This window comes from Bradyrhizobium sp. NBAIM14 (assembly GCF_020193895.1).
Taxonomy (GTDB): domain Bacteria; phylum Pseudomonadota; class Alphaproteobacteria; order Rhizobiales; family Xanthobacteraceae; genus Bradyrhizobium; species Bradyrhizobium yuanmingense.
Window position 1 is genome coordinate 16,240 of the sequence record NZ_JADYVQ010000023.1, and the last position, 23,045, is coordinate 39,284.

A 23,045-nucleotide genomic window follows, 5' to 3' on the forward strand; every position below is an offset into this window, starting at 1 on the left:
GCAGTTGAGGCGCTCGCTCCACGAGCAGAACGAATACCAGCGCGGCGAGCTTCGTAGGGCGATGCTGGAAAGCGCTTCATGTCGTAGCGAGAGCAAGGCTTACCGCGAAAACAGAGAGTAAGGCAGCCTCGTTCTGACAGCTTGGTGGCTGGTGAGGCAAAGATTGCTGAGCCCTGGTTCACGCCAACGCTGACAGATTACCCGCCGGCACCGCAAGGCAAGTTGCACCTGTCGGTCCCCTAGGATCGGTCCAAGCCGGGTTTCGCTAATGCCGCGCCAGGCGATAGCTGTCCTGAAGGAGCGCACTTCTACCTAGCAGCCGGCGGCTTCAACGGCAGAATCAGGCTCCGCGTTGTAAAGTGCCGGTACTGGTTTCAGCACCTCCATGGACGCTCGAACAGGTGGAACCTAATCGATCCCATGGGAGCGGTTAGTCACCAATTCGCAGGTATTTTGAAACATCTCGGCCTGCTGGGCTTTAGTCCGCATCGCCCGTCTGGGTACGTGCCACACGCGGGCGGGCGGCGGAGAGATGCGCCCTGCCGCCTTTTCTTGAAGCGGAAACGTCGAATGTGTGCCAGATGTGACGCGGTCGATCTTCAGTTAGTCGATCTTAATTCCGTGCTCTATCGCGCGACAGAAGTGCTCGCGCAGACGCTCCTTCGATACGACATCAGTGAACTGACGGACGAAAAGGCGACCCTTCATTCGGAGCATCGGGTTTCCGCCCGCTATAGAATGTTAGCTCACCATTTGGAGGCTGCCTCGTCTCTCACGGAGGAATTGGGCCTCGCAAAGGCAGACGTTGACGCTGCGAGGGAGCGTTTCGACCGTTATCTGACTTAGCAAGTCGCCCAAACAAAATCGGGCGACCTAGTCGAGACGTGCTAACGGCAGGGATGAAGACACCTCTCATCGTCGCACTACTCATCCTGTGGTCGTCAGTCACGGCGGCTCAGACACCCATCTCTAGGCCAAGACCGGATGACGAGTCCGTGCGGGAGCAGATCAGGCAAGCCAGCCAAGAAGCCCAAGAAGGCGGCGAGCGGCCAGCGCGAGATGCTGATGCCGATCGAGGGCAAGAAGCCGGCAAAGGACGTGGCAGCCAAGAAGCCGGCCGCCAAGCCGCGCGGAAGTCGGCCTGAGACGCGTGCGAGCAACGTGAACCGATTGGAACTAACGGCTTCGCGAGGCGTCGAATCTCCGCCCCCGGCACTTCCCCAAAAGCCCCGCCGGGGGAAAACCTATCCACTAGGTTGGCGGTCCGAATGCGCAGCTATAGCGCAAGGACCGTTTGCGCCTGGAGGAGTGAGCAATGAGCAATCGCATATCGGACCGGAGAGCGCTGACCGCCGCGGAGCGCCAAGCTCGAAAGGTGTTTCGAGATGCAGGCGCCAAGGAGACCGCATCGGAGTATGAGCGCGACCAACAGGCATTCCATGCGAACCGGGAGCGCCTGAAGGCGGAGCGGCTGGCTCGCGAGTTGGCCGTCGAACACAAGCTCAAGACCTGATCGTTGCGTCCTCAGTGAAGCTAGTAGTTGCGTCTCCGCTGCAGCGAATGTTCGAGAAAGAAACGCAGCATCTCCCTCGTCGCATCCGGTCCGTCCGGATCGGTGTAGGAGCCGGCGGGGCTGCCTCCCGACCATGCGTGTCCGGCTCCGTGGATTTCCCAGTGTTCGAGGATTCCGCGCCCGCGGGCGTCGGCGTGGACGGTGCGGGTGTAGGCATGCCCTCCGGGTACCCGCCCGCGATGCACCTTCGCCTTCGTGCGGGATCCGCCGATCAACTGTCGGACGATCCGAGCGCCGTTTTTGGAATGCACCGTGGTGTCGCGATCGCCGTGGAAGACGATTGTCGGCACGGGCGGGCCGTCGCCCGGCGCTGCCTCAGGTCCGCCGCCTTGCTTCATGGCCATCAGCGCGGAGGGAAGGTCGCTGGCTGCTCCGCAGGCCAGTCCGGAATGAATGCCGATCGCTGCGTACAGATCGCCGTACGTCGATCCCATGACGGCCGCGGCCGCGGCCCCAGCGGAGAGTCCGGCGATGTAGACGCGTTCCGGATTGACCGAATGGTCGCGCATGATCTGGCGGGTGATGCCGGCGATGAGCGAGGGCTCGCCTCCGCCGCGCTGCTGGTCGGCCGGCCGAAACCAATTCCAGCATTTCGCCTGGTTCGCTTCCGCCCGCTGCGCGGGATAGGCGACGAAGCAGGTCTGTTCTTCGGCGATGAAGTTCATCCGCGTGCCGGCGGCGAAATCCTCCGGCGACTGCGTGCAGCCGTGGAGCATGACCACCAGCGGAATGGGCTGGCCATGATAGCCGCTCGGGATGAAGAGCCGGTAGGCGCGGCTTCCCGCGGCATTTGCGTACACGCCTTCAATGAACCTGGCGCCGTCCGGCACGATATCCGCCATGGACGGCGGGACGCGCCCCAGCGATCCTCGGAGTCCGAGCCCTTGGATGCTGTTGGCAAGGTCCACTGGCGGCCCGGCCGTGCGACGCGGACGCCTCGTTTCGGTGGCGCTCGCCTCGGCGTCGATGGTCGTCGGTTCCATTCCTGCGGCAGGGGCGGGGTGACCGGTCGTCGGTGCGGTAGCGCCCCGCTCTTTCTCGCCCCGAAGCATGCGCTGAAGCAGCGCGGTGGCCTCGACGAGTTGACCCGAGCGCGTGAGGCGTGTGGCTTCGCGAATGATGTCCTGATTCAGCATGACCTTACCTCGTCCTGTCGGCGAGAGCGGACTTGACCGCCGGACTGGCATGCAGGGCCCCCAGCACAGAGACCGAGGCAATCGTCGCGCGGGCCAGCTCGGGCGTGACGTCCTGGGCGATGGTGGCAAGACCCAGAACGTTGATGTGCAGCATCTCGCCCGCCCTCCGCGCCGCCTCGAGATCCTCGCGGCTGTAGTTTCGCAAGCCCAGGTCCAAGCTCTTTCGCGCCGTGGATTTCTTAACCACGTCGGCATGCCGCTCGAGCTGGTTGCGGATCGCGGTCCGGATGAAATCTGTGCGGTTCGAGTAGAAGCCTTCCTGCACCATCAAATCGACCTGACCGAGATCGACAAAACCTAGATTGATCGTGATTTTTTCCGTGTCGGACGGCCTTGGCCGGATTTCGTGAACGCTGCTCGGCATCATCTCACCATCCGGCTGACATCCATATGGATGGTATATGGATGGGAAGCCTTGGGCGTCAAGGGAGGTGTTCACACGCGATCGCGGCAGGCGGCGGGATGATCCAGAGCGCGCTGGCGTAGCTCACGCGTCTGCGGGCGGCCGCCTACGTGAGGACGGCCGGACGGGCGAAGCCGGCTAGACGGACTCCGTCGGGCACTCCGGGCACGTATCGCCGATCGAATCCAGGACACCGCGGACCTCGGCTACGGCCTCGGCAGGGGAGATGCCCGGCGGCGGATCCCGACGTGCGATGTCAAGGGCGCGCTCGCGCGCGTGCGGGTCGGCGCGGTCCTGCGCCCAGCCATGCTCCTCGCATTCGCGGATGGCGCCGGCCTCCTGCAGCACGCAGATCGCCCAGCCGCGCAGCGTCCGGAGTGCCGGTCGTCTTTCCCTCGTCATCAGCATCGAGATACTCCTGCCGGGACGAATCCTTCCGCCCGCCCGCTCGTTTCGGGCGGTTAGCACGGGTCAGGGAAGGACAATCCGAACAGGTGTCGCCAGTCGAATCCAGCGCGCAACTCAGCGACGGCTGCTTCCGGCGACATGCCGGGCAGCGGATCCTGGGGGGCGATATCGAAGGCGCGCTCGCGGGCGTGTAGGCGGCGTCGTCCTGCATCCAGTCGTGCTCCTCGCAAGGATGGTGCCGGCTTCCAGCACGACAATGATCGCCCAGCGTCCGGATCGCCGGTCGCCGTCCCTTCGTCATCAGCATCGAGATCGCTCCTGACCGGACGAATCGTTCCGCCAGCTTGCTCGTTCCGAGCGGTTAGAAGCCGCGCAAGGCCTCGGCCACCTAGCGGCGGGATTAACCAACCGCCGCAGGCCGCGGTCAGGCCGCATTCAACCTCCGCGCGTAAGCTTTAGAGTCAGGGTTGTGCGATATTTGAGTCAGACATATACGTTGTAGAGTCAGGGAAATGCGTTACCCGACAAAGCAGCGAGCCCTCAAATATCGATCGTCGCGCTCAGCGAATGTTCCTGAATGAAATCGCGGCGCGGCTCGACGACGTCGCCCATCAGCTTGGTGAAGATGTCGTCGGCCTCGTCGACCTCCTTGACCTTCACCTGGAGCAGCGAGCGTGCCTCGGTGTCGAGCGTCGTCTCCCAGAGCTGCTCCGGGTTCATCTCGCCGAGGCCTTTATAGCGCTGCAGGCTGATGCCCTTGCGACCCGAATCGGTCACGGCCTCGAACAGATCGACCGGGCCGTGGACCACGTGCTCTGAATCCTTGCGCCGTAGCTTGCCGGAGCGGGCGTAAACGTCCTGGAGCTTGGTCGTGTATTCGTCGAGCTTGCGCGCCTCGGCCGAGCCAAGCAGCGCATCGTCGATGACGGCGGCTTCCTTGACGCCGCGCACGGAGCGCTCGAATAGGAAGCCCTGGCCCTCGATGAATTGTCCGACCCAGCCGCGCTCGACCTCCTCGGCCTGGTTGTCCAGCCGGCTCGCGATGTATTGCGCGGCGGCCGCCGCCTTCTCGGGATCGCCGTAGATCTCCTTGTTCAGCACGCCGGTGATGGCGGCCTGCTCGACCACCTTGCGATTATAGCGGCTGTGCAGGTTGCGCAGGACGCTGCGGACTACGCGGGCGTCATCGACCAGCGCGCGCAGATCGCGCCCGGAGCGGTCGCCGCCGGTGCCGGGGATGTACACGCAATCATCGAGGCCGGCGTCGATGAGATAGTCTTCCAGCGCCCGCTCGTCCTTCAGGTACTGCTCGGACTTGCCGCGTGAGACCTTATAGAGCGGCGGCTGGGCGATATAGAGATAGCCGCCATCGATGATGTCGCGCATCTGCCGGTAGAAGAACGTCAGCAGCAGCGTGCGGATGTGGGCGCCGTCGACGTCGGCGTCCGTCATCACGATGATCTTGTGATAGCGCAGCTTCTCGACCGAGAACTCGTCGCTGATGCCGGTGCCGAGCGCGGTGATCAGCGTGCCGATCTGCTCTGACGACAGCATCTTGTCGGGACGCACGCGCTCGACGTTCAGGATCTTGCCGCGGAGCGGCAAGACGGCCTGGAACTCGCGGTTGCGGCCCTGCTTGGCGCTGCCGCCTGCCGAGTCGCCCTCGACGATGAAGAGCTCGGACTTGGCTGGATCCTTTTCCTGGCAGTCGGCGAGCTTGCCCGGCAGCGAGGAGACCGAGAGCGGGCTCTTGCGCGTCAGCTCGCGCGCTTTTCGCGCAGCTTCACGGGCCGCCGCGGCCTGGATCACCTTGCCGACGATCATCTTGGCTTCGCTCGGGTGCTCCTCGAACCAGGCGGCAAGCGCCTCGTTAAGGACGTTCTCGACCACGGGGCGCACTTCCGAGGACACCAGCTTGTCCTTGGTTTGCGACGAAAACTTCGGATCGGGCACCTTCACCGAGAGAACGGCGGTGAGCCCTTCGCGGCAATCGTCGCCGGTCAGCGCGATCTTTTCCTTCTTGGCATTGGCCTCGGCATAGCCGTTGACTTGGCGCGTCAGCGCGCCGCGGAAGCCGGCGAGATGGGTGCCCCCGTCGCGTTGCGGGATGTTGTTGGTGAAGCACAGCACGTTCTCGTGGTAGCTGTCGTTCCACCACAAAGCGGCCTCGACGCCGATGCCGTTGGCTTCCGAGCGCACCATGATCGGCGCCGGCACCAGGGCCTTCTTGTTGCGGTCGAGATATTTGACGAACTCCTCGACGCCGCCGGAATAGAACATCTCCTCGCGCTTCTCGACCGCGTGGCGCATGTCGGAGAGCACGATGTTGACGCCGGAATTGAGGAAGGCGAGCTCGCGTAAGCGATGCTCGAGCGTGGCGAAGTCGTATTCGATGTTCTTGAAGGTCTCGGTCGAGGCCAGGAACGTCACCTCGGTGCCGCGCCGGCCCGGCGCCTCGCCGACCACCTTCAGCGGTGCGACGGCATCGCCGTGAGCGAACTCGATATAGTGCTCCTTGTTGTCACGCCAGATGCGCAAGCCGAGCTTGCTCGACAGCGCGTTGACGACGGAGACGCCGACGCCGTGCAGGCCGCCGGAAACTTTGTAGGAGTTCTGGTCGAACTTACCGCCGGCGTGCAGCTGGGTCATGATGACCTCGGCCGCCGAGATGCCTTCGCCCTTGTGGATGTCGACGGGAATGCCGCGGCCGTCGTCGCGCACGGTGACGGAATTATCCGCGTTGAGGATCACCTCGACGCGCGAGGCATGGCCGGCGAGCGCCTCGTCGATGGCGTTATCGACGACTTCGTAGACCATGTGGTGCAGGCCCGAGCCGTCGTCGGTATCGCCGATATACATGCCCGGGCGCTTGCGGACGGCATCGAGTCCCTTGAGCACGCGGATCGATTCCGCGCCGTAATCGCTCGCGTTGGAGGGCTCGTTTTCGGCAGCGTGCTGCCGAGCAGGTTCTGTCATGAGAGGCCTTCGAGATGTCGCCCGAATCAGCGGCGCAAAAGGCGCTGATTTGCGGGGCTATTTGTGCCATGAAAGACCGCTTGCGCCTAGCGCAAAGTATCCTCCGGCAACCCTTTGAGCAGATAGGGTTTTTCGGCCGGTTTTCAAGGCGCCGGAGGGCCGATTCTGGGCGCCGCAAAAAGCCCGATTCGAGGGCAGTTTCTTGCCTCGAAAAGCCGTGGATTTTGCGGGGCCAGGAAGAGTGGTTTTGGGGCACCTGAAACTGATTCATCGATCGCCGTCATGCCCGGCCTTGTCCTGGCATCCACGTTCTTGGCGTCGCGGAAGACGTGGATGGCCGGGACAAGCCCGGCCATGACGATACCGCGAATCTGAAAGCGTGCAGCCTCAATACATCTGCAGCGGCAGCACGTCGCCGCTCGGGCCCACCAGAAGGCCCCAGGCCTCGCCGGCGGCAACGGTCAGGGACTCGCTACGCGCAGGGCGGCCGGGCAGGCGCAACGCGTACACGTATTTGCCGGGCGGTAGGTCGAGCATCGGGCCTTTCGGTGATTGCGGGCCGCCGGCGCCGGCTGCGATCTTCACCGTCTGCTTGTTGATCGTCAGCGCGACCTCGTTCGCTGCCATGTTTCCGAGCATGAGCCGCGCTTGTCCCGCCTTCGGCATGATCTCGGCCTTGGCCGCGGCATCGGCATTCTTCTGCGCCAGGCTGACCGTGGTCTCGCCCTTGGCGCGGCCGAGCTTGAGCACGGCGGGACCTTGCGGCGAGGTGAAGTCGATCTGCGCGCGTTCCGCGGACACGGCTGCGCCGTCGGTCTTCTCCTGCCAGCCCAGCTTTGCAAGCTCGGCCCGGTAGAAGGCGAGGACCTCGTCGAGCGAAGCGGGGATGCGGGCCTCGAGCTCGCGGCGGAGCGGCGCTTCGCCTCCGGGTATCTTGGTGGTCGCGAGCGATTTCGACGAACGCTGCGTCGGTACCGGCAGCGGGGACTCAGGATCGGGCTTGAGCGGCTCGGCGGATTTGGCCTGAACCTCCACCTCCGCGCCGGCCGCAGCCTTGGCCGCTTCCGTCACCAGGCCCGATCCGTCGGCGCGGACATTCACCTTCGGGCCCATCTGCATCACCGTCATCGAGATCGACTTGCCGCCCTTCGAGAACGCCATCACCGCCATGTTCGGCTGGTTGATGACGGAGGGCTGCTCCTTCCAGCCCGAGCTCTTCAGCGCCGTCCGATAGAAGCTGCTGAGCGCCTTCACGCTCGACTCCGAGGAGAATTCCAGGTGGCCGTCGCCGCCTTCGAACGTCACGGCTTCGGCGTTTTCGGGCAGCGGCACCGGCGTCTTGCCGTCAGCGAGCGCGGTGAGCGGGGCGTCCGACAGGGAGGCGGCCTGCGTCTTGCGCCTGATATCATCGGCCGCAATGAGCTGCTGAGCCGTACCCAAGGCATCGCTCAGGAACCTCGCGTCGGCCTCCTTCTTCGCCTTGGCGCGAGCGGCGAGCGCGGATTCCTTCACCTGCGCGGTCAGGCTGACCATGGTGAAATCATATTTGCGGCCGAGCCGCAGCACACCGGTTTCATCAGTGTTGGAAATCTTGATCGCCACCTCGTCGCCGGGCGCGAGCGGCGCGCGGCCGTCCTCCTGCCAGCCGCGCGCGGTGAGCTCGCGCTGGTAGAAGGCGAGCACGGCGGGCAGCTCGGCGATCGCGGCGGCCGAGATCTCGCGCTTGTTCGAGTTGGCGCTGCCGAGGCCCCGCGCAGATTTGGTTGGCTTCGGCCGTGGCAGGCCGGCCATGTCGTCGTCGGCCTCGAGCACCTCCGGCAGTGCGAACGGCGCCACCCTGATCTCGACATTGGTGCGGCCATCGTCGCGGCGCGTCAGGGTCAGCATCACCGGCTTCTGGTAGATGTGCGTCGCGTCGCGATCGGGGTGGTCGTAGAAGACGCGAACGCCGTTCGGAACGGCTCCGGCAAGATCGGCGTTCGGCCAGCGCGATGCCGTATCGGGGTTCAGCTTGCGCCATCCCATCGCCGCCATGTCCTTGGTAAAGAATGCTGCGGTCGCATCGAGCGCGCCGGGCGCAATGCAGCTGAGATAGGGCCGGGTCTCGTCGAACACGAGATCGATCGCACCTTCCGGAAAGGGCACGTTCGCATAGATCCGGTTCGGCGTGTAGAACACGGCGGACTGGTCGGGTCGCCCGCGCGCCTGTGTGAAGGAAACGCGCAGCCCCTGCCGTCCCTTCTTGAAGGTCAACGCTGCGCTTCTCTCATCCAGGGGATACACATAGGGCACCCAGCCGTCGGCGCTCAGCAGCTTCCTGGTCGCGTCCGACGTGGCGGCAAGCGGGGTCGGCACGGTGTAGATCACGCGATAGGTGTCGGGACGCGAAGTGTCCTCCACCGCACCGTCGAGCCGCGGCAGCGTATGGACGTCGACGATGCCATCGTCTGCCGCGCCGGCGGGACGCGAGGGGATCACTATCGCGAGAATGCCGCAGGCAAGCAGCAGCCATCTTGCCGGGACTTGCGCCCCGCGCCGGGTCATCGGCATCGTCAAAAAACTCCTGGATGTCGCGCGGGTCGTCTTGCCCTTGCGCATTGGCGGGCTGCGGCGCCGTCGGCGCGGCCTCAGACGAGAAGTCGCGCCGGGAACCGGAGAGGTTCAACAGGCTCAGTATAGCTGCAACGGCGGCCAGGCGTCACCGTCGCGCCCGACCGTGAGCTCCCAGGTGTCGCCGGCGGCGACGGTGAGGATGTTCGTGGTGGCGGGTTGGCCCGGGACGCCCAGCCTGTACGAATATTCGCCCGGCGCGAGGTCCAGCGCGACGGCGTTCGCGCCGGCCGGGCGCGGGATGATCCGCCCGTTGATGGTGAGGACCGCTTCCTTGTCGCCGATATTGCTGAACACCAGCTTCGCCTGGCCGGGCTCGGGCAGCACGTTCGCCTTCGTCGCCATGTCCGCGTTCTTCTGCACCAGATGAACCGAGGTGCCGGAATCCTTGCGGTCGAGCTTCAGCGCGGCCGGCCCCAGCGGCGAGACGAAGGCGAGCCGGACGTGATCGGCGTTGATCACGGCGCCATCATGCTGCTCTTGCCAGCCGAGCTTGCGAAGCTCGGTCCGGTAGAAGGCGAGCACGTCGCTGATCCCCGCGGGCACGGTGGCCTCCAGCCTGACGCGGAGCGGCGCGTCGACGCCCTGCATCAGCGTGGTGTGGATCCCCCTGTAAGTATAGCGGGTCGGTGCGGGCAGCTTGGCATCGGAATCCAGCGTGAGCGGCGTCGGAAACAGATGCGGCAGCGAGGCACCGGCGCTGGCCGCGAGCATGCACATCGCAAACAGGGCGAAGCCGCACGCAAACAACTGCCATCGTGCCGGGGCTTGCGCCCCATGCCTCACCGCCGTCATGCTCATGCTCCAAGGATGTCGCGCATGTCCGAGTGCTGCGCGATGGCCGCTTCTTGCGGCCTCAAGCAGCTAGTCGCGATCTGGAACAGGCGGGTTCAATGCGGCGGCCTAGCTGCGGGCCGAGACTCGTCCGCTCTCGACGTCAAACACTTCGCCCCCCGCGCCGATCTCGGCGAAGGCGGCAGGATCCGCACCGGTCAGCCACACCTGCGCGCCGAGCTTCTTCAGCTCATCGAACAGCGCCGCCCGGCGGTTCGGATCGAGATGCGCAACCACCTCGTCGAGCAGCAGCAGCGGCACGATGCCGGTCATCTCGGCGACCAAGCTCGCATGCGCCAGCACGAGGCCGATCAGCAGCGCCTTCTGCTCGCCGGTAGAGGCATCGCGCGCCGGCATGCTCTTGGGCGCGTAGATCACCTGGAGGTCGGTGAGATGCGGGCCGTCGGTGGTGCGGCCGGCGATCGCATCGCGCGGGCGGTTGTCGCGCAGGATCTGGCGGTAGCGGTCCTCGACCGAGGTCGCGGTCTCCTCGAGCAGCGCATTCTCCATCCAGCCGTCGAGCGCGATCTGAGCGGACGGAAATGCGAATGCCTGTGCGCGCGCGTTGAGCATGCCGGTGAGCCTTGCCGCGGTCTGGCCGCGCGTGGCCGCCACCGCGACGGCGAGTTCGGCCGTCTCGCGCTCGATCGCGTCGCACCAATGGTCGTCGTAATTGCGCGTCTCCAGCAGGCGGTTACGCGAGCGCAACGAGCGCTCGAGCGCGTTGATGCGGCTGGAATGCTCGCTGTCGATGGCGAGCACGAGACGGTCGAAGAAGCGCCGCCGTTCGGACGCTGCGCCCATGAACAGCCCGTCCATGGCCGGCGTCAGCCACACCATGCGGATATGATCGCCGAAGGCGCTGGCCGAGCCCACCGGCTCGCGGTCGATGCGGCAGCGCCGGCTGACCGTGGTATCCGCGCGCGGCGCATCGATGCCGGTGCCGAGCGTCGCCAGCCCCAGCGCGCCCTCGACCTGCGCCGACACCGCCCAGGAGCCGTCGCCCTGGTTGTCGGCGACATCCTCCAGCGTCGCCCGGCGCAGGCCGCGGCCCGGCGACAGGAACGAGATCGCCTCGATGCAATTGGTCTTGCCCGCCCCGTTCGGTCCGACCAGCGCCACCAGATCAGCCGCCGTCTCGAGCCCCGCCGCCCGGTAATTGCGAAAATGCGTCAGCGTCAGCCGATGAATGCGGGAGGGGGTCATGAGATCCGTTTTCCGTCATGCCCGGCCTTGTGCCGGGCATCCACGTTCTTGGCTCCGAAGACGTGGATGGCCGGGACATAGGCGGAGCAAAGCGACGCCGTCCTTTCGGACGGCTACGCCGGCCATGACGATGTAGTGACAGGTGTGGATGCCGGTAGGTCTCACACCCGCATCGGCATCAGCACGTACAGCGCGCTCTTGTCGTCGCGGTCCTGCACCAGGGTCGGCGAGCCGGGATCGGCGAGGCGGAGCGTGGCGACGTCGCCTTCGATCTGGGCGGCGATGTCGAGCAGATAGCGGGAGTTGAAGCCGATATCGAGCGCGTCGGAGGCGTATTCGACCTCGAGCTCTTCGGTCGCGCTGCCGGAATCCGGATTGGTCACCGACAGCACCAGCTTGCCCGCCGACAGCGACAATTTGACCGCGCGGCCGCGCTCGCTCGAAATCGTCGAGACGCGGTCGACCGCGTTCTCGAAATCCTTCTTGTCGACGATGAGCTCCTTGTCGTTGTTCTGCGGAATGACGCGGCCGTAATCGGGGAAGGTGCCGTCGATCAGCTTCGAGGTCAGCACGACGTTGCCGATGGTGAAGCGGATCTTGGCCTGCGACAGCTCGATCGTCATCTCGGCCTCGGTGTCCTCGATCAGGCGCTGCACCTCGCCGACCGTCTTGCGCGGCATGATCACGCCGGGCATGCCCTCGGCGCCCTTGGGCTGCACCAGGTCGAGCTGGGCGAGGCGGTGACCGTCGGTGGCGACACCGCGCAGGGTGGCGGCCTTTGGCGTGCCGGCGGCATGCAGATAGATGCCGTTGAGGTAATAGCGCGTCTCCTCGGTCGAGATCGCGAACTGGGTGCGGTCGATCAGCCGCTTGACGTCCTTGGCGGCGAGCGAGAACGAATGCGACATGTCGCCGGCGGCCAGATCCGGGAAATCGTTCTCCGGCAGCGTCTGCAGCGTGAAGCGCGAGCGGCCGGCGCGGATGGCGAGCACGGCGCGGTCGCCGTCGGCCTCCAGCACGATCTGCGAGCCGTCCGGCAGCTTGCGCACGATGTCGTAGAACATGTGCGCCGGCACGGTGGTGGAGCCCGCGGTCGCGGTTTCCGCCGGCAGCGTCTCGGTCACTTCGAGGTCGAGGTCGGTCGCCTTCAGCGACAATTTCGCGTTCTCGGCGCGCACCAGCACGTTGCCGAGAATCGGGATCGTGTTGCGGCGCTCGACCACGCGGTGGACATGGCCCAGCGACTTCAGCAGTTGTGCGCGTTCGACCGTAACCTTCATTGCACTACTCGCCCGATCCCTTAGGAAAACACAGCGTTGAGAAGGCCGGGCGGCGGGACGCGCGCCACGGCATCGAAGACCCCGACCGGCCGGATCATTCCTGCCGATATGACCAAAGCCGTCTGGGTCGCGCAAGGTGGCGCGGATGGCCCGCAGATTCAAGGGATTGGGGCCAGTTCCCCACGATTTACCGCCTCAAAACGAAGACCGCCGCCCAGGCAAGCCGGGGCGGCGGAGCAGGGCGGGAGCCCTAGGCCTTTATTCCTGAAGCTGGCGCTTCAGCGATTCCACTTCCTCCGACAGCGCGGTGTCCTTGGAGACCAGCGCCTCGATCTTGCGCACCGCGTGCAGCACGGTGGTGTGGTCGCGCCCGCCGAAGCGGCGGCCGATCTCGGGCAGCGAGCGCAGCGTCAGCGTCTTGGCGAGATACATCGCCACCTGGCGCGGGCGCACCACGTTGGCGGTGCGGCGCGAGGACAAGAGGTCGGAGCGGCTGACATTATACTGCCGCGCCACCACGCGCTGGATGTCCTCGATCTTGATCCGCTTCGGCTCCTGCGGCCGCACCAGGTCGCGCACCTCGTGCTCGGCCATCTCCAGCGTCACCGGCCGGTTGTTGAGCTTGGAATGCGCCAGCAGCCGGTTGATCGCGCCTTCGAGGTCGCGGCCGTTATGGGTGATGGTGCGCGCCAGATAATGCAGCACCTCCTCGGGCACCTCGAACGTGGCGTGATGGGCGCGGGCCGCCGCGACGCGCGACTTCAGGATGCCGTGGCGCAGCTCCTCGCCGAGCGATCCCATCTCGACCACGAGCCCGCCGGCGAGCCGCGAGCGGACGCGATCGTCGAGGCTTTCCAGATCCGATGGCGGACGGTCGGCCGCGATCACGACCTGGCGGCCGGCGTCGATCAGCGCGTTCAGCGTGTGGCAGAACTCGGCCTGCGTCGACTTGCCCTGCAGGAACTGGAGGTCGTCGATGACAAGCACGTCGATGCCGCGCAGCGCTTCCTTGAAGGCCAGCGCCGTCTGCGTCTTCAGCGCGGCGACGAAGCCGTACATGAATTTTTCGGCCGTGAGATACAGCACCTTGCGCTCGTTGCCGGAATTGCCGGCCCAGGTCACGGCCTGCAAGAGATGCGTCTTGCCGAGGCCGACGCCGGCATGGATGTAGAGCGGGTTGAACATCACGGGGTCGCCGCGACGTCCTTCGGCGACCTGGCGCGCGGCCGCATGAGCCAGCGTGTTGGAGCGGCCGACGACGAAGCTCGCGAAGGTCAGGCGCGGATCGAGCGGCGAGCCGCCGAGTGCGTCGTGATTGGCCGAGACCGGCGCGGTCGCGGTCGAACGCAATTCCGGCGTCGGCGCGCGGCGCGCCTCGACCGGCGCGGGCGCTTCCTTCGGCTGCGCCGAGGGGCGCACGGCGGACCGCACCGTGAGGTCGATGCGATGCACTTCCGGCATCTCGGCCTGCCAGCACGACAGCACGCGCTCGGCATAATGGGCCTGAATCCAGCTCTTCAGGAACCGCGTCGGCACCGAGAGCCGCACGCTCTCGTCCTGCACGCCTTCCAGATCCATGCGCGCAAACCAGCTTGTGTAGACGTCCTCGCCCACGCTCGAACGCAGCCGACCCTTCACGCGTGACCAGCGATCCTGTTCCATTGTCATCGTCAGAAAACTTCTCTTGAGAGATATAGTTGCGTTTGTGAGCGCCATGCAGGGTTCCTGCCACGGTCCCTGAAGTGGCGCGACCTCGAGCGAGTCCATCGTCGGGCATGGCTCGACCGTTCGGCGCGAACGCCGCGGGTCAGATCAGCGATGTCAGAGATGGTGGGGTCGCGAGGTCAGCGCGTACTCGGCGCTCCGTCACGCGCGGGAGGCTGGAAATCCGACGGGGCTGAAACGGCATCGTTGGAAAAGGAAACGTGCTGCAATACCGCGTTGAGTCCGTAAGACATGATACCTCCCCGTCCTGCCGTGATCGCTCACGACAAGGTCCTGCGTGTCCTAAAGACAACCGCGCCGTACTCCTGTCGCGGATGCCTGCCCAAATGTACTAGTCGTCCGCTCGACTTCGCCACCTTGCGTGCCGGGGTAGCTTCGCGATGTCTCTCATATGAGCCTGGCGCGAGTAGATGCGCCTGGCGCGAGCGGGAAAGGTCCCGCTTGGAAACATTCAGACAAAGAGCTACCATTCCCACATTGCTGTGGGTTTTGCACCGACATCACTTTTTGAAGCGTCGCCTACGTGCACACCGCCGCCGATTTGCACGCTCGCCCCGTTTCCTAAACCGCGCTGGTCTGAAGATCGTGGGCGCCGCTGACTGGGTTAAGGAATACACTAAGCGGAAAGACTCGCAACGAAATTGATTCACAGTTGAGCCGTCAAAAAACTTGACCTCGGTTAACGTCGCACAGGAGTTGTTCACAGGCTGCGAAGCAAGTTTTTGAATCCGTGCACAGAATCGAGAAGGCCGCGCGTCATGTGACAATTCTCGTTCAGCGCCAAATTATTTTTATAAATTCGTCATGCGCCCGACGTGCGGGCGAATTTTCCAAATGCTTGTCGCTGCTATGTTGATAAGTGATTATCGAGCCATCGCTTTTCGAGACTCGTTTTGCAGGGTAACTCCACCGTGACACACGTTCCGGTGAATCTACGGTGTGCAGAACTCTCATCGGCCATCGATTCAATTCGCGCCCGCCTCACAGGGGTTTTTTGCAACGCAGTGAAGTTTCCTCTGTTGCAGAACATCGGCAGGTAGAATTACGGAATGAAGACTGACGCAGACGATGTAAATCATCCAAGCGAGGCGTGAGCCTCGCGTGACTGCTTGCGTGAATGTGACAGTCAACAAAAAAGCCCGGCGCGAGGCCGGGCTGTTTGACGCGCTGACCGGATCGACCGATCAGACGATGTCGCCAAGATGACTTAGCAGATTTACTTCGCGAGCTTGGCGATCTGCGCGGTGAGGCGCGAGACTTTGCGGCTGGCGTTGTTCTTGTGAATGATGTTGCGCTGGGCGGCGCGCATCAAGGCGGGCTCGGCCGTCGCGAGCGCCTTCACGGCAGCGGCGCGGTCGCCGCTCTCGATGGCTTCCTCGACGTTGCGCACGGCGCCACGCATCTGGGTGCGGCGCGACTTGTTGACGGCAGTGCGGCGGGCGATCTTGCGCGTCGCTTTCTTGGCGGAAGTGGTATTGGCCATGGTCTCAATGTCCTTTGCGGGTACCGGTCGCGTCTTGGTCGGGTAGCGCCGGCTTGCTTGACCGCGGAATCGACGCTCGGATTTAGGGTGTTCGGTTGCTGGGCCGTTCCCGGAACATGAGCGACCGCCTTGCGGCTGTCTCTGAGGCTCCAAGGTGTCTTCAAGCTCGGATGAGTCCTGAAGCCCAGGGTGCCTGCAACTGCTCAAAGAACAGCGGCGGCGGGATTGCGCCCACCGCCAGTTGGCGCCCTTATAGAGAGGGTCTTTCGCACCGTCAACGCTTTCGGGCGCCGGAAACGCCCCTTTGGCGGCCTGGATGAGTGCCGTAACGCCCTGAAGAGGTTGAATTTCTGCCGTCGCCCGGGTATTGGCTGGCATCGTTCCGAAAAGGTCGTCCGCTTCGACGGCCATCTAGGTGAGGCATGATCCGCGGCTTTTTCCGACTGATAGGGCTGTTGCTGCTCGCCGGCGGGTTCATCTTCATGGTCTATGACGGCGCCCGCTGGGTGGCCGACCAGACCCTCAAATTCACCCGCTTCGGCCAGTTCTGGAACGATATCAATCAGGCCAGCCAATCGGCCTTCCGCACCTGGGTCGAGGCCAAGGCGCCCTGGCTCTGGACCTCGGTGATCCGCCTGGTGCTGGAGCAGCCGGTCTTCGCCGTCCTCGGCATTCTCGGCATCCTCCTGATGATCTTGTTCCGCCCGCGGAAACCGCTGATCGGCTATTCCCGGGATTGAGCCTGCAGCTGGCACCCGCGTAACAGCGCTGCCTCTTACCCTCCCCCTCCAGGGGAGGGTTGGAGCCCCACTCAACGCTTTATTAACCATAACCGGTGCATCACTGGAGCCGTCTCGTTTCGAGGATGGGTCCGGTGCCGGTTGCACGCGCGTTTCGATGGTCGAACTTGGCGTCCTTGGCAGCGTCCGCCGCGCTCGCTTTGGGCGGCTGCATGCAGACCGCAACTCCCGTCGCGATGGTGCAGCCTCGTCCCGATCTCGATGCCATGGCCTATGGCCAGCCCTATAATGCGCCGCGGCCGGTCGTCGTCGCCAATAACGGCGGTGGCGCGATCGCAGCGCTCAGCAATTCCTTTGCCGCTTCGCCCGCACCGATGCCTGTCGGCTACGCCGCGCCGATGGCGGTGCCGGTGCGCAATGGCCCCTCCTACCATCTCGACGCCGGCGACAAGCTCCGCGTCGTGGTCTACGGCCAGGAAGGTCTCACCAACAGCTATGCGATCGACGCCGGCGGCTCCATCACCATGCCGCTGATCGGCGCGGTGCCCGCCCGCGGCCGCACCACGGCGGGGCTGGCCGGCGAGATCGCCGCACGCCTGCGCAACGGCTACATCCGCGAGCCTTCGGTGGCGGTCGAGATCGAGACCTATCGTCCGTTCTTCATCCTCGGCGAGGTCCTCGCGCCCGGCCAATATCCCTACGTGCCGAACATGACGGTTGAGAGCGCGGTCGCCATCGCCGGCGGCTTCTCGCCGCGCGCCAAGCGCGACATGGTCACCGTCACGCACACCGAGAACGGCGGCGCCATGCGCGCCGTGGTGCCGCTCGGCACGCCGCTCGCGCCCGGCGACACCGTGTTCGTCGGCGAGCGCTGGTTCTAGGATTCAAGCCCGACTCTCTCCTTCGTCATTCCGGGGCGCGACGAAGTCGCGAGCCCGGAATTCATTCATCCACGAACGCTGACGCACGATGGATTCCGGGCTCGCGCTGCGCGCGCCCCGGAATGACAGTGGAAAGAGCCGCGCGCTACTTCGTCAAATGCGTCGCGAAGAACGCCATGCTGCGCGGCCAGGCGATGTCGGCGCTGGCCTTGTCGTAGCTGGCGCGCTCGTCGCAATGGAAGCCGTGCTGGGCACCCGGATAAATGTGGACTTCGACCTCGGGCCGCTTGGTCTTGACGGTCTCGACGTCGGTCAGCGGAATGCCGGCATCCTTCTCGCCGAAATGCAGTTGGGTCGGTACCTTCGGCACCTCGTCGGCGAAGCGCACGACGGCGCCGCCGTAATAGCCGATTGCCGCCTTCAGGCCGGTCAGTCGCGTCGCCGCGACGAAGGCGATGCTGCCGCCTAGGCAAAAGCCAATGATGCCGACGGGCCCGACGCTTCTGACCGCATCGATCGCAGCCTGCGTGTCGCGCAGCATCGCGGCCCAGTCCGGATTGGCCACGAACTTGCGCGCCTCCGCGATCTCGTCGGGCGAATAGCCCGACTGGAAGTTCGGCGCCGTCCGGTCGAAGATCGACGGCGCGATCGCGACATAGCCTTCCCCGGCAAGGCGGTCGCAGACCGAGCGGATGTGGTGATTGACCCCAAATATCTCCTGGATCACCACCACCGCGCCCTTCGGCGTGCCGGCGGGATCGGCGCGATAGGCGCCGAGCTGGAAATTGTCCGAGGCCGTCAGCTTGATGTCCTGTCCCACGCGGGTTGTCCTTCTTGGTTGTCGATCCGAAATTCAGCTCTCTCCCCTCATCCTGAGGAGCGCACCTGCGCGCGTCTCGAAGGATGAAAGGCCGAGATGCAGCAGCCGGGCCTGCATCCTTCGAGACGCTTGCGGTGCAAGCTCCTCAGGATGAGGGGTAACACCTCACTCCCACATCCAGTTCTCGCCGTAATCCTCCTTCCATCCGGCCAGCCGGCCGTGGCGGAATTGCAGGAACAGGCGATGGCGATAGGGGATCAGGCCGCTGCCGCCGATGTTGCGCAAGGCGAGATAGATCTCGTGGCCGGGACGTCCCCGCACATATTGCAGCTGCTGCCCGAGGGCGCGCGCGGTTTGTTCGGCATCCATGCCGAAGGCGAGCGGCGTGTTGTTCGACAAGGTCGCGGCGAAGGGCTTGCGCGGCGGCACGGCGCCGATCGGCTCGGCCTGTGCGGATAGCGACAGCAACATCGTCCCCGCAGCCAGCATCATCAGCTTCATCGCCTGTGTCCCTGCTCGATCGGCCTATGCCGGCAAGTTCTTCAGGAAAGGCACGACCGCGTCAACAAAAGCCTGGGGCTGATCGATGTTGACGGCGTGGCCGGCGGCGGGGATCACGACCTTTTGTGCGCCGGGGATTTTTGCGGCCATGTAGTCGGACGCGGCGAGGAACGGGGTGTCGTCGGCGCCGACCACGATCAGGCTGGGCACCTTGATCTCAGGCAACAGCTCCATCACGCGCGCATCGCGCTGGGTCAGCATGCCGCGCGCGGAGAGCGCAAGCCCGCTGGCGTTGCGATGGTTCGCGGTGGCGCGCTCGCGCGTCGCCGCTTTCAGCACATCGAGGCCTTCGCGGTCGAGCTGGTCGGCCGTGGCGAGCGCTCGCGCGTTCCAGGCTTCGCGCGCATCGTCCTTCCTGAAGCCGGGGCCGGTGTCGATGATCAGCAGCGCGCGGGCCCGCTCCGGATGTGCGCGATAGAACGCCAGCGACATGTAGCCGCCGAGCGAAAGCCCGCCGATGATGGCGCGCTTCGCGCCGACCGCATCGAGGATCGCCGCCATGTCACCGACCGTGAGGTCTTCGCTATAAGCACTCGCATCGTCAGGGTAATCGGACTGGCCGTGGCCGCGCATGTCCCACAGGATCAGCGTGTGGTCCTTCGCCAGCGCGTCGATTTGCCCATGCCACATCGCCGAGGTCGAGGAATAGCCGTGGGTGAGCAGCAGCGGCGGCCCGTTGCCATGAACCTCGTAGTAGATGTTGACGCCGTCGCGATTGATCTCCGGCATTGCTTCCCGCCCTTTCTTTTTCCTCGCCACGACACCGCTGCACCCTCTCCCCTTGTGGGAGAGGGTGGCTTCGCTGAAAGCGAAGCCGGGTGAGGGGTCTCTATCCGCGCATGACTCTCTCAATGCGAGTGCGCGGATACAACCCCTCATCCGGCGCTTCGCGCCACCTTCTCCCACAAGGGGAGAAGGAAGAAAGCGGCGGCAGCTGCACCTTAGCTCGCCAAGTTACCTCGAAGAAACTGCCTGAATGCGTAGCACGCATGCCGGAGGCATGCGCTGTTGTGTCCAGTGGCTGCGTCGACGCCCTTGGCGCGGCGCACAACGGGCGAGTGTGGCGAGCGCTTTTTCGACTCGTTCCAAATTGCATTTGCCTCCGCGCCGGAACGCGATCATTCTCGCCGGCAAGGCTGACGCCAGCCCGGTGGGCGTCCGCCATTCAAATTGCCGCCGTAAGCGGCTTCATGCACCGGCAGGGGAAGACGCCTATGCCAACTCTCACCATCAACGGGCGGAGTCTGTCCGTGGATGCGGCGAACGACACGCCGCTCCTCTGGGCGATCCGCGAACAATTGCAGATGACAGGCACCAAGTTCGGCTGCGGTGCCGGGCTGTGCGGTGCCTGCACCGTGCATGTCAACGGTGAAGCCGTGCGCTCGTGCCAGACCATGCTCAGTGACGTCGCCGGCAAGAAGATCACCACCATCGAAGGTCTCTCCGCCAAGGGCGATCATCCCTTACAGAAGGCCTGGATCGCCGAGCAGGTGCCGCAATGCGGCTATTGCCAGTCCGGCCAGATCATGCAGGCGGCTTCGCTGCTCGCCAAGAATCCCAATCCGACCAAGGAGGAAGTGGTCGCCCATATGGACGGCAATCTCTGCCGCTGCATGACCTATTCGCGGATCCAGAAGGCGATCATGCGCGCCGCATCCGAGATGCGCACGGCGTCCGCCACCTCGAGCGAGCGGAGGCCCACATGAACAAGCATGTCAAGAACGTGACACCTGAGACGACCGATCTCAGCCGCCGCTCCTTCCTCGTCGGCACCGCCGCGACCGGCCTCGTGCTCGGCTATGCCGGCGTGCCCGGCATCGAATCGGCAGCCGCCGCGCCCGCCAATTTCGAGCCGAGCGTGTGGTACGCGATCGCGCCGGACGGGCTTGTCACCGTGACCTGCGGCAAGGCGGATATGGGCCAGCACATCGCCTCCACCATGGCGCAGATCGTCTGCGAGGAATTGGGCGCGAAATGGAGCGACATGCGCGTGCAGCTCGCCTCCAACGATCCCAAGTTCAACGATCCCGTGCTGGGCGCGCAGATCACCGGCGGCAGCTGGTCGACCATGATGAACTTCGAAGCGATGAGCCGGGCCGGCGCCGCCGGTCGCATCGCATTGACCGAAGGTGCCGCCGCCGCCATGGGCGTGCCGGCATCGGAGCTCGTGGTGCGCGATTCCATGATCGTGCATCCGAAATCGAAGAAGCAGATGTCGTTTGCCGATGTCGTGAAAAGCGGCAAGGCGACGAAAACCTTCTCGCCCGACGAGTTGAAGGCGATCAAGCTGAAATCGCCGGACCAGTACACCATGATCGGCGTCTCGGTGCCGCAGCTCGACATCCCCTCCAAGACCAACGGCACGGCCAAGTACGGCATCGACGTGATGCTGCCGGGCATGGCCTATGGCGCGCTGGTCACGCCGCCGGTGCGCTTTGGCGCTACCGTGAACTCGGTCGACGACAGCGCGGCAAAGAAGGTGCCGGGCTTCATCAAGGCCGTCACGCTCGACGACAAGACCGGCACGACGTCGGGCTGGGTCGTCGCCGTCGCCAGCACCTATGCCAACGCCAAGAAGGCGGCGCAGGCGCTGAAGATCGCCTATGACGCGGGTCCGAATGCGAAAGTGTCGAGCCAGTCGCTGCTCGACGAGGCCAAGCGGCTGCAGAAGCTGGACGATTCCGGCCAGTTCTTCGTCAAGGACGGCGATCCCAATGCAGCCTTCGGTTCGGCGGCCAAGGTGGTGGAGGCGGAATACACCACCAGCATCAACATCCATGCGCCGCTGGAGCCGATGAACGCCACTGCGGAGTTCAAGGGCGACATCCTGCACATCTATTCCGGCAATCAGTTCGCAACGCGCTCCGGCGCGATCGCGGCGGGAGCTGCCGGCATCGACCCGAAGTTCGTGGTCATGCACCAGATGTGGCTGGGCGGCGGCTTCGGTCGGCGTCTCGATGCCGACATGATGATTCCGGCGGTGCAGGCGGCCAAGGCCGTCGGCAAGCCGGTGAAGGTGATCTATTCGCGCGAGAACGACATGACGATGGACTTCTCGCGTCCGCTCACCTATCAAAAAGTGAAGGCCGGCGTGGACGGCGATGGCAAGCTCATTGCGATCAGCCACGACGTGGTGTCGGCCTGGCCGACCGCGCGCTGGGGAATACCCGACTTCCTGACGCCCTCGGTCGACAAGAAGGGCCCGCTCGATTCCTTTACGGTGAACGGGGCGGACTTCTTCTACACCGTGCCCAACCATTATGTGCGCGCGATCAAGAACGAGCTCGCGCACAACGCTACGCCCTCCGGCCAGCTTCGCTCGGTGGCGCCGGGCTGGACCTTCTGGGCGGTCGAAAGCATGATCGACGAGATCGCGGCGGCGACGGGCAAGGATCCCGCCCAGTTCCGCATCTCGTTGCTCGACGGCGCCGGCAAGAACGACGGCGGCGCGCAGCGCTTGCGCAACACGCTGCTCGCCGCGATGGGACTGTCCGGCTACGGCACCAAGCAATTGCCGAAAGGCGAGGGCATGGGCGTCGCCTGCGTCTCGTCGCAGGAGCGGGCGACCGCGAGCTGGACGGCGTGCGTGGCTCACGTCGCCGTCGCGCCGTCGGGGGAGGTGACCGTGAAGAAGCTCACGGTCGCAACCGACGTCGGCACGCAGGTGCATCCCGACAATGTCCGCGCCCAGGTCGAGGGTGCGGCGCTGTGGGGCCTGTCGCTGGCGATGTACGAGAAGGCGACGCTGAAGGACGGTGGCATCGAGCAGACCAATTTCGATGGCTACACGCCCTTGCGCATGAGCCAGACGCCCGAGGTCGCGATCGCCGTGATCGCCAATGGCGAGAAGGCCACCGGCGTCGGCGAGCCCGCGGTCACCGTGGTCGCGCCGGCCATCGGCAACGCCATCTTCAATGCCAGCGGCGCCCGCGTCCGCGCCCTGCCGATCACCGCGGAAGCCGTGAAAGCGAGCATGAAGGCGTAAGTCGCGCTGCGATTGCCGAATGAGCTGATCCGCCGGAGGGCAACCTCCGGCGGATTTGTTTTGGAGCCGCCTCCACACCCTCACCGTCATGCCCCGGCTTGACCGGGGCATCCAGTACGCCGCGGCTTCTCGGTTTCAGCCGGACCGTCTCAGCGTACTGGGTCGCCCGGTCAAGCCGGGCGACGACAGCGGAGGGCGGGGCGATAGCGTCCAAAATTCCCCTTATCCATCAATGCCCGTTCTACTGTGCATGGGGTTGTTTTCGCCGGTTGTGAAATTCCCCCCTGAACCCCAATCCGTAAAATTGCGTGCAATTCCCCAAGGTTCCATTGAGCACGCCTCTTAAGGGCCAGAGAACCTGATC

At 64.9% G+C, this 23,045-nt stretch carries 18 protein-coding genes; 5 read left to right on the plus strand and 13 right to left on the minus strand.

Annotated features, from left to right (window positions below):
* The first annotated feature begins 1,315 nt into the window (after positions 1-1,315).
* Positions 1,316-1,513, plus strand: a complete 198-nt coding sequence (locus I6F28_RS32735) for a hypothetical protein (RefSeq protein ID WP_225142989.1) — start codon at positions 1,316-1,318, stop codon at positions 1,511-1,513.
* A gap of 20 nt (positions 1,514-1,533) precedes the next feature.
* Here the strand turns inward: I6F28_RS32735 and I6F28_RS32740 are convergent, their stop codons facing one another.
* The 10 genes from I6F28_RS32740 to rpsT form a co-directional block, all read right to left on the minus strand.
* Positions 1,534-2,709: an extracellular catalytic domain type 1 short-chain-length polyhydroxyalkanoate depolymerase gene (locus tag I6F28_RS32740; RefSeq protein ID WP_225142991.1), complete on the minus strand. Its 1,176-nt coding sequence runs from the start codon at positions 2,707-2,709 to the stop codon at positions 1,534-1,536.
* A gap of 4 nt (positions 2,710-2,713) precedes the next feature.
* Positions 2,714-3,133 carry a ribbon-helix-helix domain-containing protein gene (locus I6F28_RS32745; protein ID WP_225143064.1) on the minus strand — a complete coding sequence of 140 codons (420 nt, stop codon included), beginning with the start codon at positions 3,131-3,133 and terminating at the stop codon, positions 2,714-2,716.
* Between the two features lie 177 nt (positions 3,134-3,310).
* Positions 3,311-3,580, minus strand: coding sequence for a hypothetical protein (locus tag I6F28_RS32750; RefSeq protein WP_225142993.1), 270 nt, complete (start codon positions 3,578-3,580; stop codon positions 3,311-3,313).
* Positions 3,581-4,120: 540 nt separating this feature from the next.
* Positions 4,121-6,556 carry a DNA topoisomerase (ATP-hydrolyzing) subunit B gene (gyrB, locus tag I6F28_RS32760; RefSeq protein ID WP_225142995.1) on the minus strand — a complete coding sequence of 812 codons (2,436 nt, stop codon included), beginning with the start codon at positions 6,554-6,556 and terminating at the stop codon, positions 4,121-4,123.
* Between the two features lie 387 nt (positions 6,557-6,943).
* A complete protein-coding gene (locus I6F28_RS32765) occupies positions 6,944-9,106 on the minus strand; it encodes a hypothetical protein (protein ID WP_225130199.1) in 2,163 nt (720 codons plus the stop codon).
* A 120-nt stretch (positions 9,107-9,226) separates the two neighbouring features.
* Positions 9,227-9,961 carry a hypothetical protein gene (locus I6F28_RS32770; protein WP_225142996.1) on the minus strand — a complete coding sequence of 245 codons (735 nt, stop codon included), beginning with the start codon at positions 9,959-9,961 and terminating at the stop codon, positions 9,227-9,229.
* Between the two features lie 108 nt (positions 9,962-10,069).
* A complete protein-coding gene (gene recF, locus I6F28_RS32775) occupies positions 10,070-11,206 on the minus strand; it encodes a DNA replication/repair protein RecF (protein WP_225142998.1) in 1,137 nt (378 codons plus the stop codon).
* Between the two features lie 161 nt (positions 11,207-11,367).
* Positions 11,368-12,486: a DNA polymerase III subunit beta gene (gene dnaN / locus I6F28_RS32780; RefSeq protein WP_225143000.1), complete on the minus strand. Its 1,119-nt coding sequence runs from the start codon at positions 12,484-12,486 to the stop codon at positions 11,368-11,370.
* Positions 12,487-12,744: 258 nt separating this feature from the next.
* On the minus strand, positions 12,745-14,154 hold the full coding sequence (dnaA, locus tag I6F28_RS32785) for a chromosomal replication initiator protein DnaA (protein WP_036002610.1): 1,410 nt from the start codon (positions 14,152-14,154) through the stop codon (positions 12,745-12,747).
* A gap of 1,273 nt (positions 14,155-15,427) precedes the next feature.
* Complete coding sequence (gene rpsT, locus I6F28_RS32790; RefSeq protein ID WP_036002606.1) at positions 15,428-15,694, minus strand: 30S ribosomal protein S20; 267 nt, start codon at positions 15,692-15,694, stop codon at positions 15,428-15,430.
* 422 nt (positions 15,695-16,116) lie between these two features.
* Here rpsT and I6F28_RS32795 point away from each other — a divergent pair, with 422 nt between their 5' ends.
* Together I6F28_RS32795 and I6F28_RS32800 are read left to right on the plus strand one after the other, a co-directional pair.
* Positions 16,117-16,434: a hypothetical protein gene (locus I6F28_RS32795; RefSeq protein WP_025033220.1), complete on the plus strand. Its 318-nt coding sequence runs from the start codon at positions 16,117-16,119 to the stop codon at positions 16,432-16,434.
* Between the two features lie 134 nt (positions 16,435-16,568).
* Positions 16,569-17,315: a polysaccharide biosynthesis/export family protein gene (locus I6F28_RS32800; protein WP_036002627.1), complete on the plus strand. Its 747-nt coding sequence runs from the start codon at positions 16,569-16,571 to the stop codon at positions 17,313-17,315.
* 145 nt (positions 17,316-17,460) lie between these two features.
* Here I6F28_RS32800 and I6F28_RS32805 read toward each other — a convergent pair whose 3' ends face one another.
* From I6F28_RS32805 to I6F28_RS32815, 3 genes are all read right to left on the minus strand, one after another.
* Complete coding sequence (locus I6F28_RS32805; RefSeq protein ID WP_225143002.1) at positions 17,461-18,135, minus strand: dienelactone hydrolase family protein; 675 nt, start codon at positions 18,133-18,135, stop codon at positions 17,461-17,463.
* A 165-nt stretch (positions 18,136-18,300) separates the two neighbouring features.
* Positions 18,301-18,636: a hypothetical protein gene (locus I6F28_RS32810; protein WP_225143004.1), complete on the minus strand. Its 336-nt coding sequence runs from the start codon at positions 18,634-18,636 to the stop codon at positions 18,301-18,303.
* Between the two features lie 24 nt (positions 18,637-18,660).
* Complete coding sequence (locus tag I6F28_RS32815) at positions 18,661-19,425, minus strand: alpha/beta fold hydrolase (RefSeq protein ID WP_225143006.1); 765 nt, start codon at positions 19,423-19,425, stop codon at positions 18,661-18,663.
* A gap of 485 nt (positions 19,426-19,910) precedes the next feature.
* Here I6F28_RS32815 and I6F28_RS32820 point away from each other — a divergent pair, with 485 nt between their 5' ends.
* Complete coding sequence (locus I6F28_RS32820) at positions 19,911-20,402, plus strand: (2Fe-2S)-binding protein (protein WP_025033225.1); 492 nt, start codon at positions 19,911-19,913, stop codon at positions 20,400-20,402.
* On the plus strand, positions 20,399-22,681 hold the full coding sequence (locus I6F28_RS32825; protein ID WP_225143008.1) for a xanthine dehydrogenase family protein molybdopterin-binding subunit: 2,283 nt from the start codon (positions 20,399-20,401) through the stop codon (positions 22,679-22,681). Before I6F28_RS32820 ends, I6F28_RS32825 begins: the two co-directional genes overlap by 4 nt.
* Positions 22,682-23,045 lie beyond the last annotated feature (364 nt).

What these genes read in the sequence shown, in the direction of transcription:
- I6F28_RS32735 (WP_225142989.1), top strand. Translation starts at nt 1,316, where the DNA reads ATGAGCAATCGCATATCGGACCGGAGAGCGCTGACCGCCGCGGAGCGC.
- I6F28_RS32810 (WP_225143004.1), bottom strand. Translation starts at nt 18,636, where the DNA reads ATGAAGCTGATGATGCTGGCTGCGGGGACGATGTTGCTGTCGCTATCC.
- dnaN (WP_225143000.1), bottom strand. Translation starts at nt 12,486, where the DNA reads ATGAAGGTTACGGTCGAACGCGCACAACTGCTGAAGTCGCTGGGCCAT.
- I6F28_RS32740 (WP_225142991.1), bottom strand. Translation starts at nt 2,709, where the DNA reads ATGCTGAATCAGGACATCATTCGCGAAGCCACACGCCTCACGCGCTCG.
- I6F28_RS32820 (WP_025033225.1), top strand. Translation starts at nt 19,911, where the DNA reads ATGCCAACTCTCACCATCAACGGGCGGAGTCTGTCCGTGGATGCGGCG.
- rpsT (WP_036002606.1), bottom strand. Translation starts at nt 15,694, where the DNA reads ATGGCCAATACCACTTCCGCCAAGAAAGCGACGCGCAAGATCGCCCGC.
- I6F28_RS32745 (WP_225143064.1), bottom strand. Translation starts at nt 3,133, where the DNA reads ATGCCGAGCAGCGTTCACGAAATCCGGCCAAGGCCGTCCGACACGGAA.
- I6F28_RS32825 (WP_225143008.1), top strand. Translation starts at nt 20,399, where the DNA reads ATGAACAAGCATGTCAAGAACGTGACACCTGAGACGACCGATCTCAGC.
- I6F28_RS32770 (WP_225142996.1), bottom strand. Translation starts at nt 9,961, where the DNA reads ATGACGGCGGTGAGGCATGGGGCGCAAGCCCCGGCACGATGGCAGTTG.
- I6F28_RS32765 (WP_225130199.1), bottom strand. Translation starts at nt 9,106, where the DNA reads ATGCCGATGACCCGGCGCGGGGCGCAAGTCCCGGCAAGATGGCTGCTG.
- dnaA (WP_036002610.1), bottom strand. Translation starts at nt 14,154, where the DNA reads ATGACAATGGAACAGGATCGCTGGTCACGCGTGAAGGGTCGGCTGCGT.
- gyrB (WP_225142995.1), bottom strand. Translation starts at nt 6,556, where the DNA reads ATGACAGAACCTGCTCGGCAGCACGCTGCCGAAAACGAGCCCTCCAAC.
- I6F28_RS32750 (WP_225142993.1), bottom strand. Translation starts at nt 3,580, where the DNA reads ATGCTGATGACGAGGGAAAGACGACCGGCACTCCGGACGCTGCGCGGC.
- I6F28_RS32795 (WP_025033220.1), top strand. Translation starts at nt 16,117, where the DNA reads ATGATCCGCGGCTTTTTCCGACTGATAGGGCTGTTGCTGCTCGCCGGC.
- recF (WP_225142998.1), bottom strand. Translation starts at nt 11,206, where the DNA reads ATGACCCCCTCCCGCATTCATCGGCTGACGCTGACGCATTTTCGCAAT.
- I6F28_RS32815 (WP_225143006.1), bottom strand. Translation starts at nt 19,425, where the DNA reads ATGCCGGAGATCAATCGCGACGGCGTCAACATCTACTACGAGGTTCAT.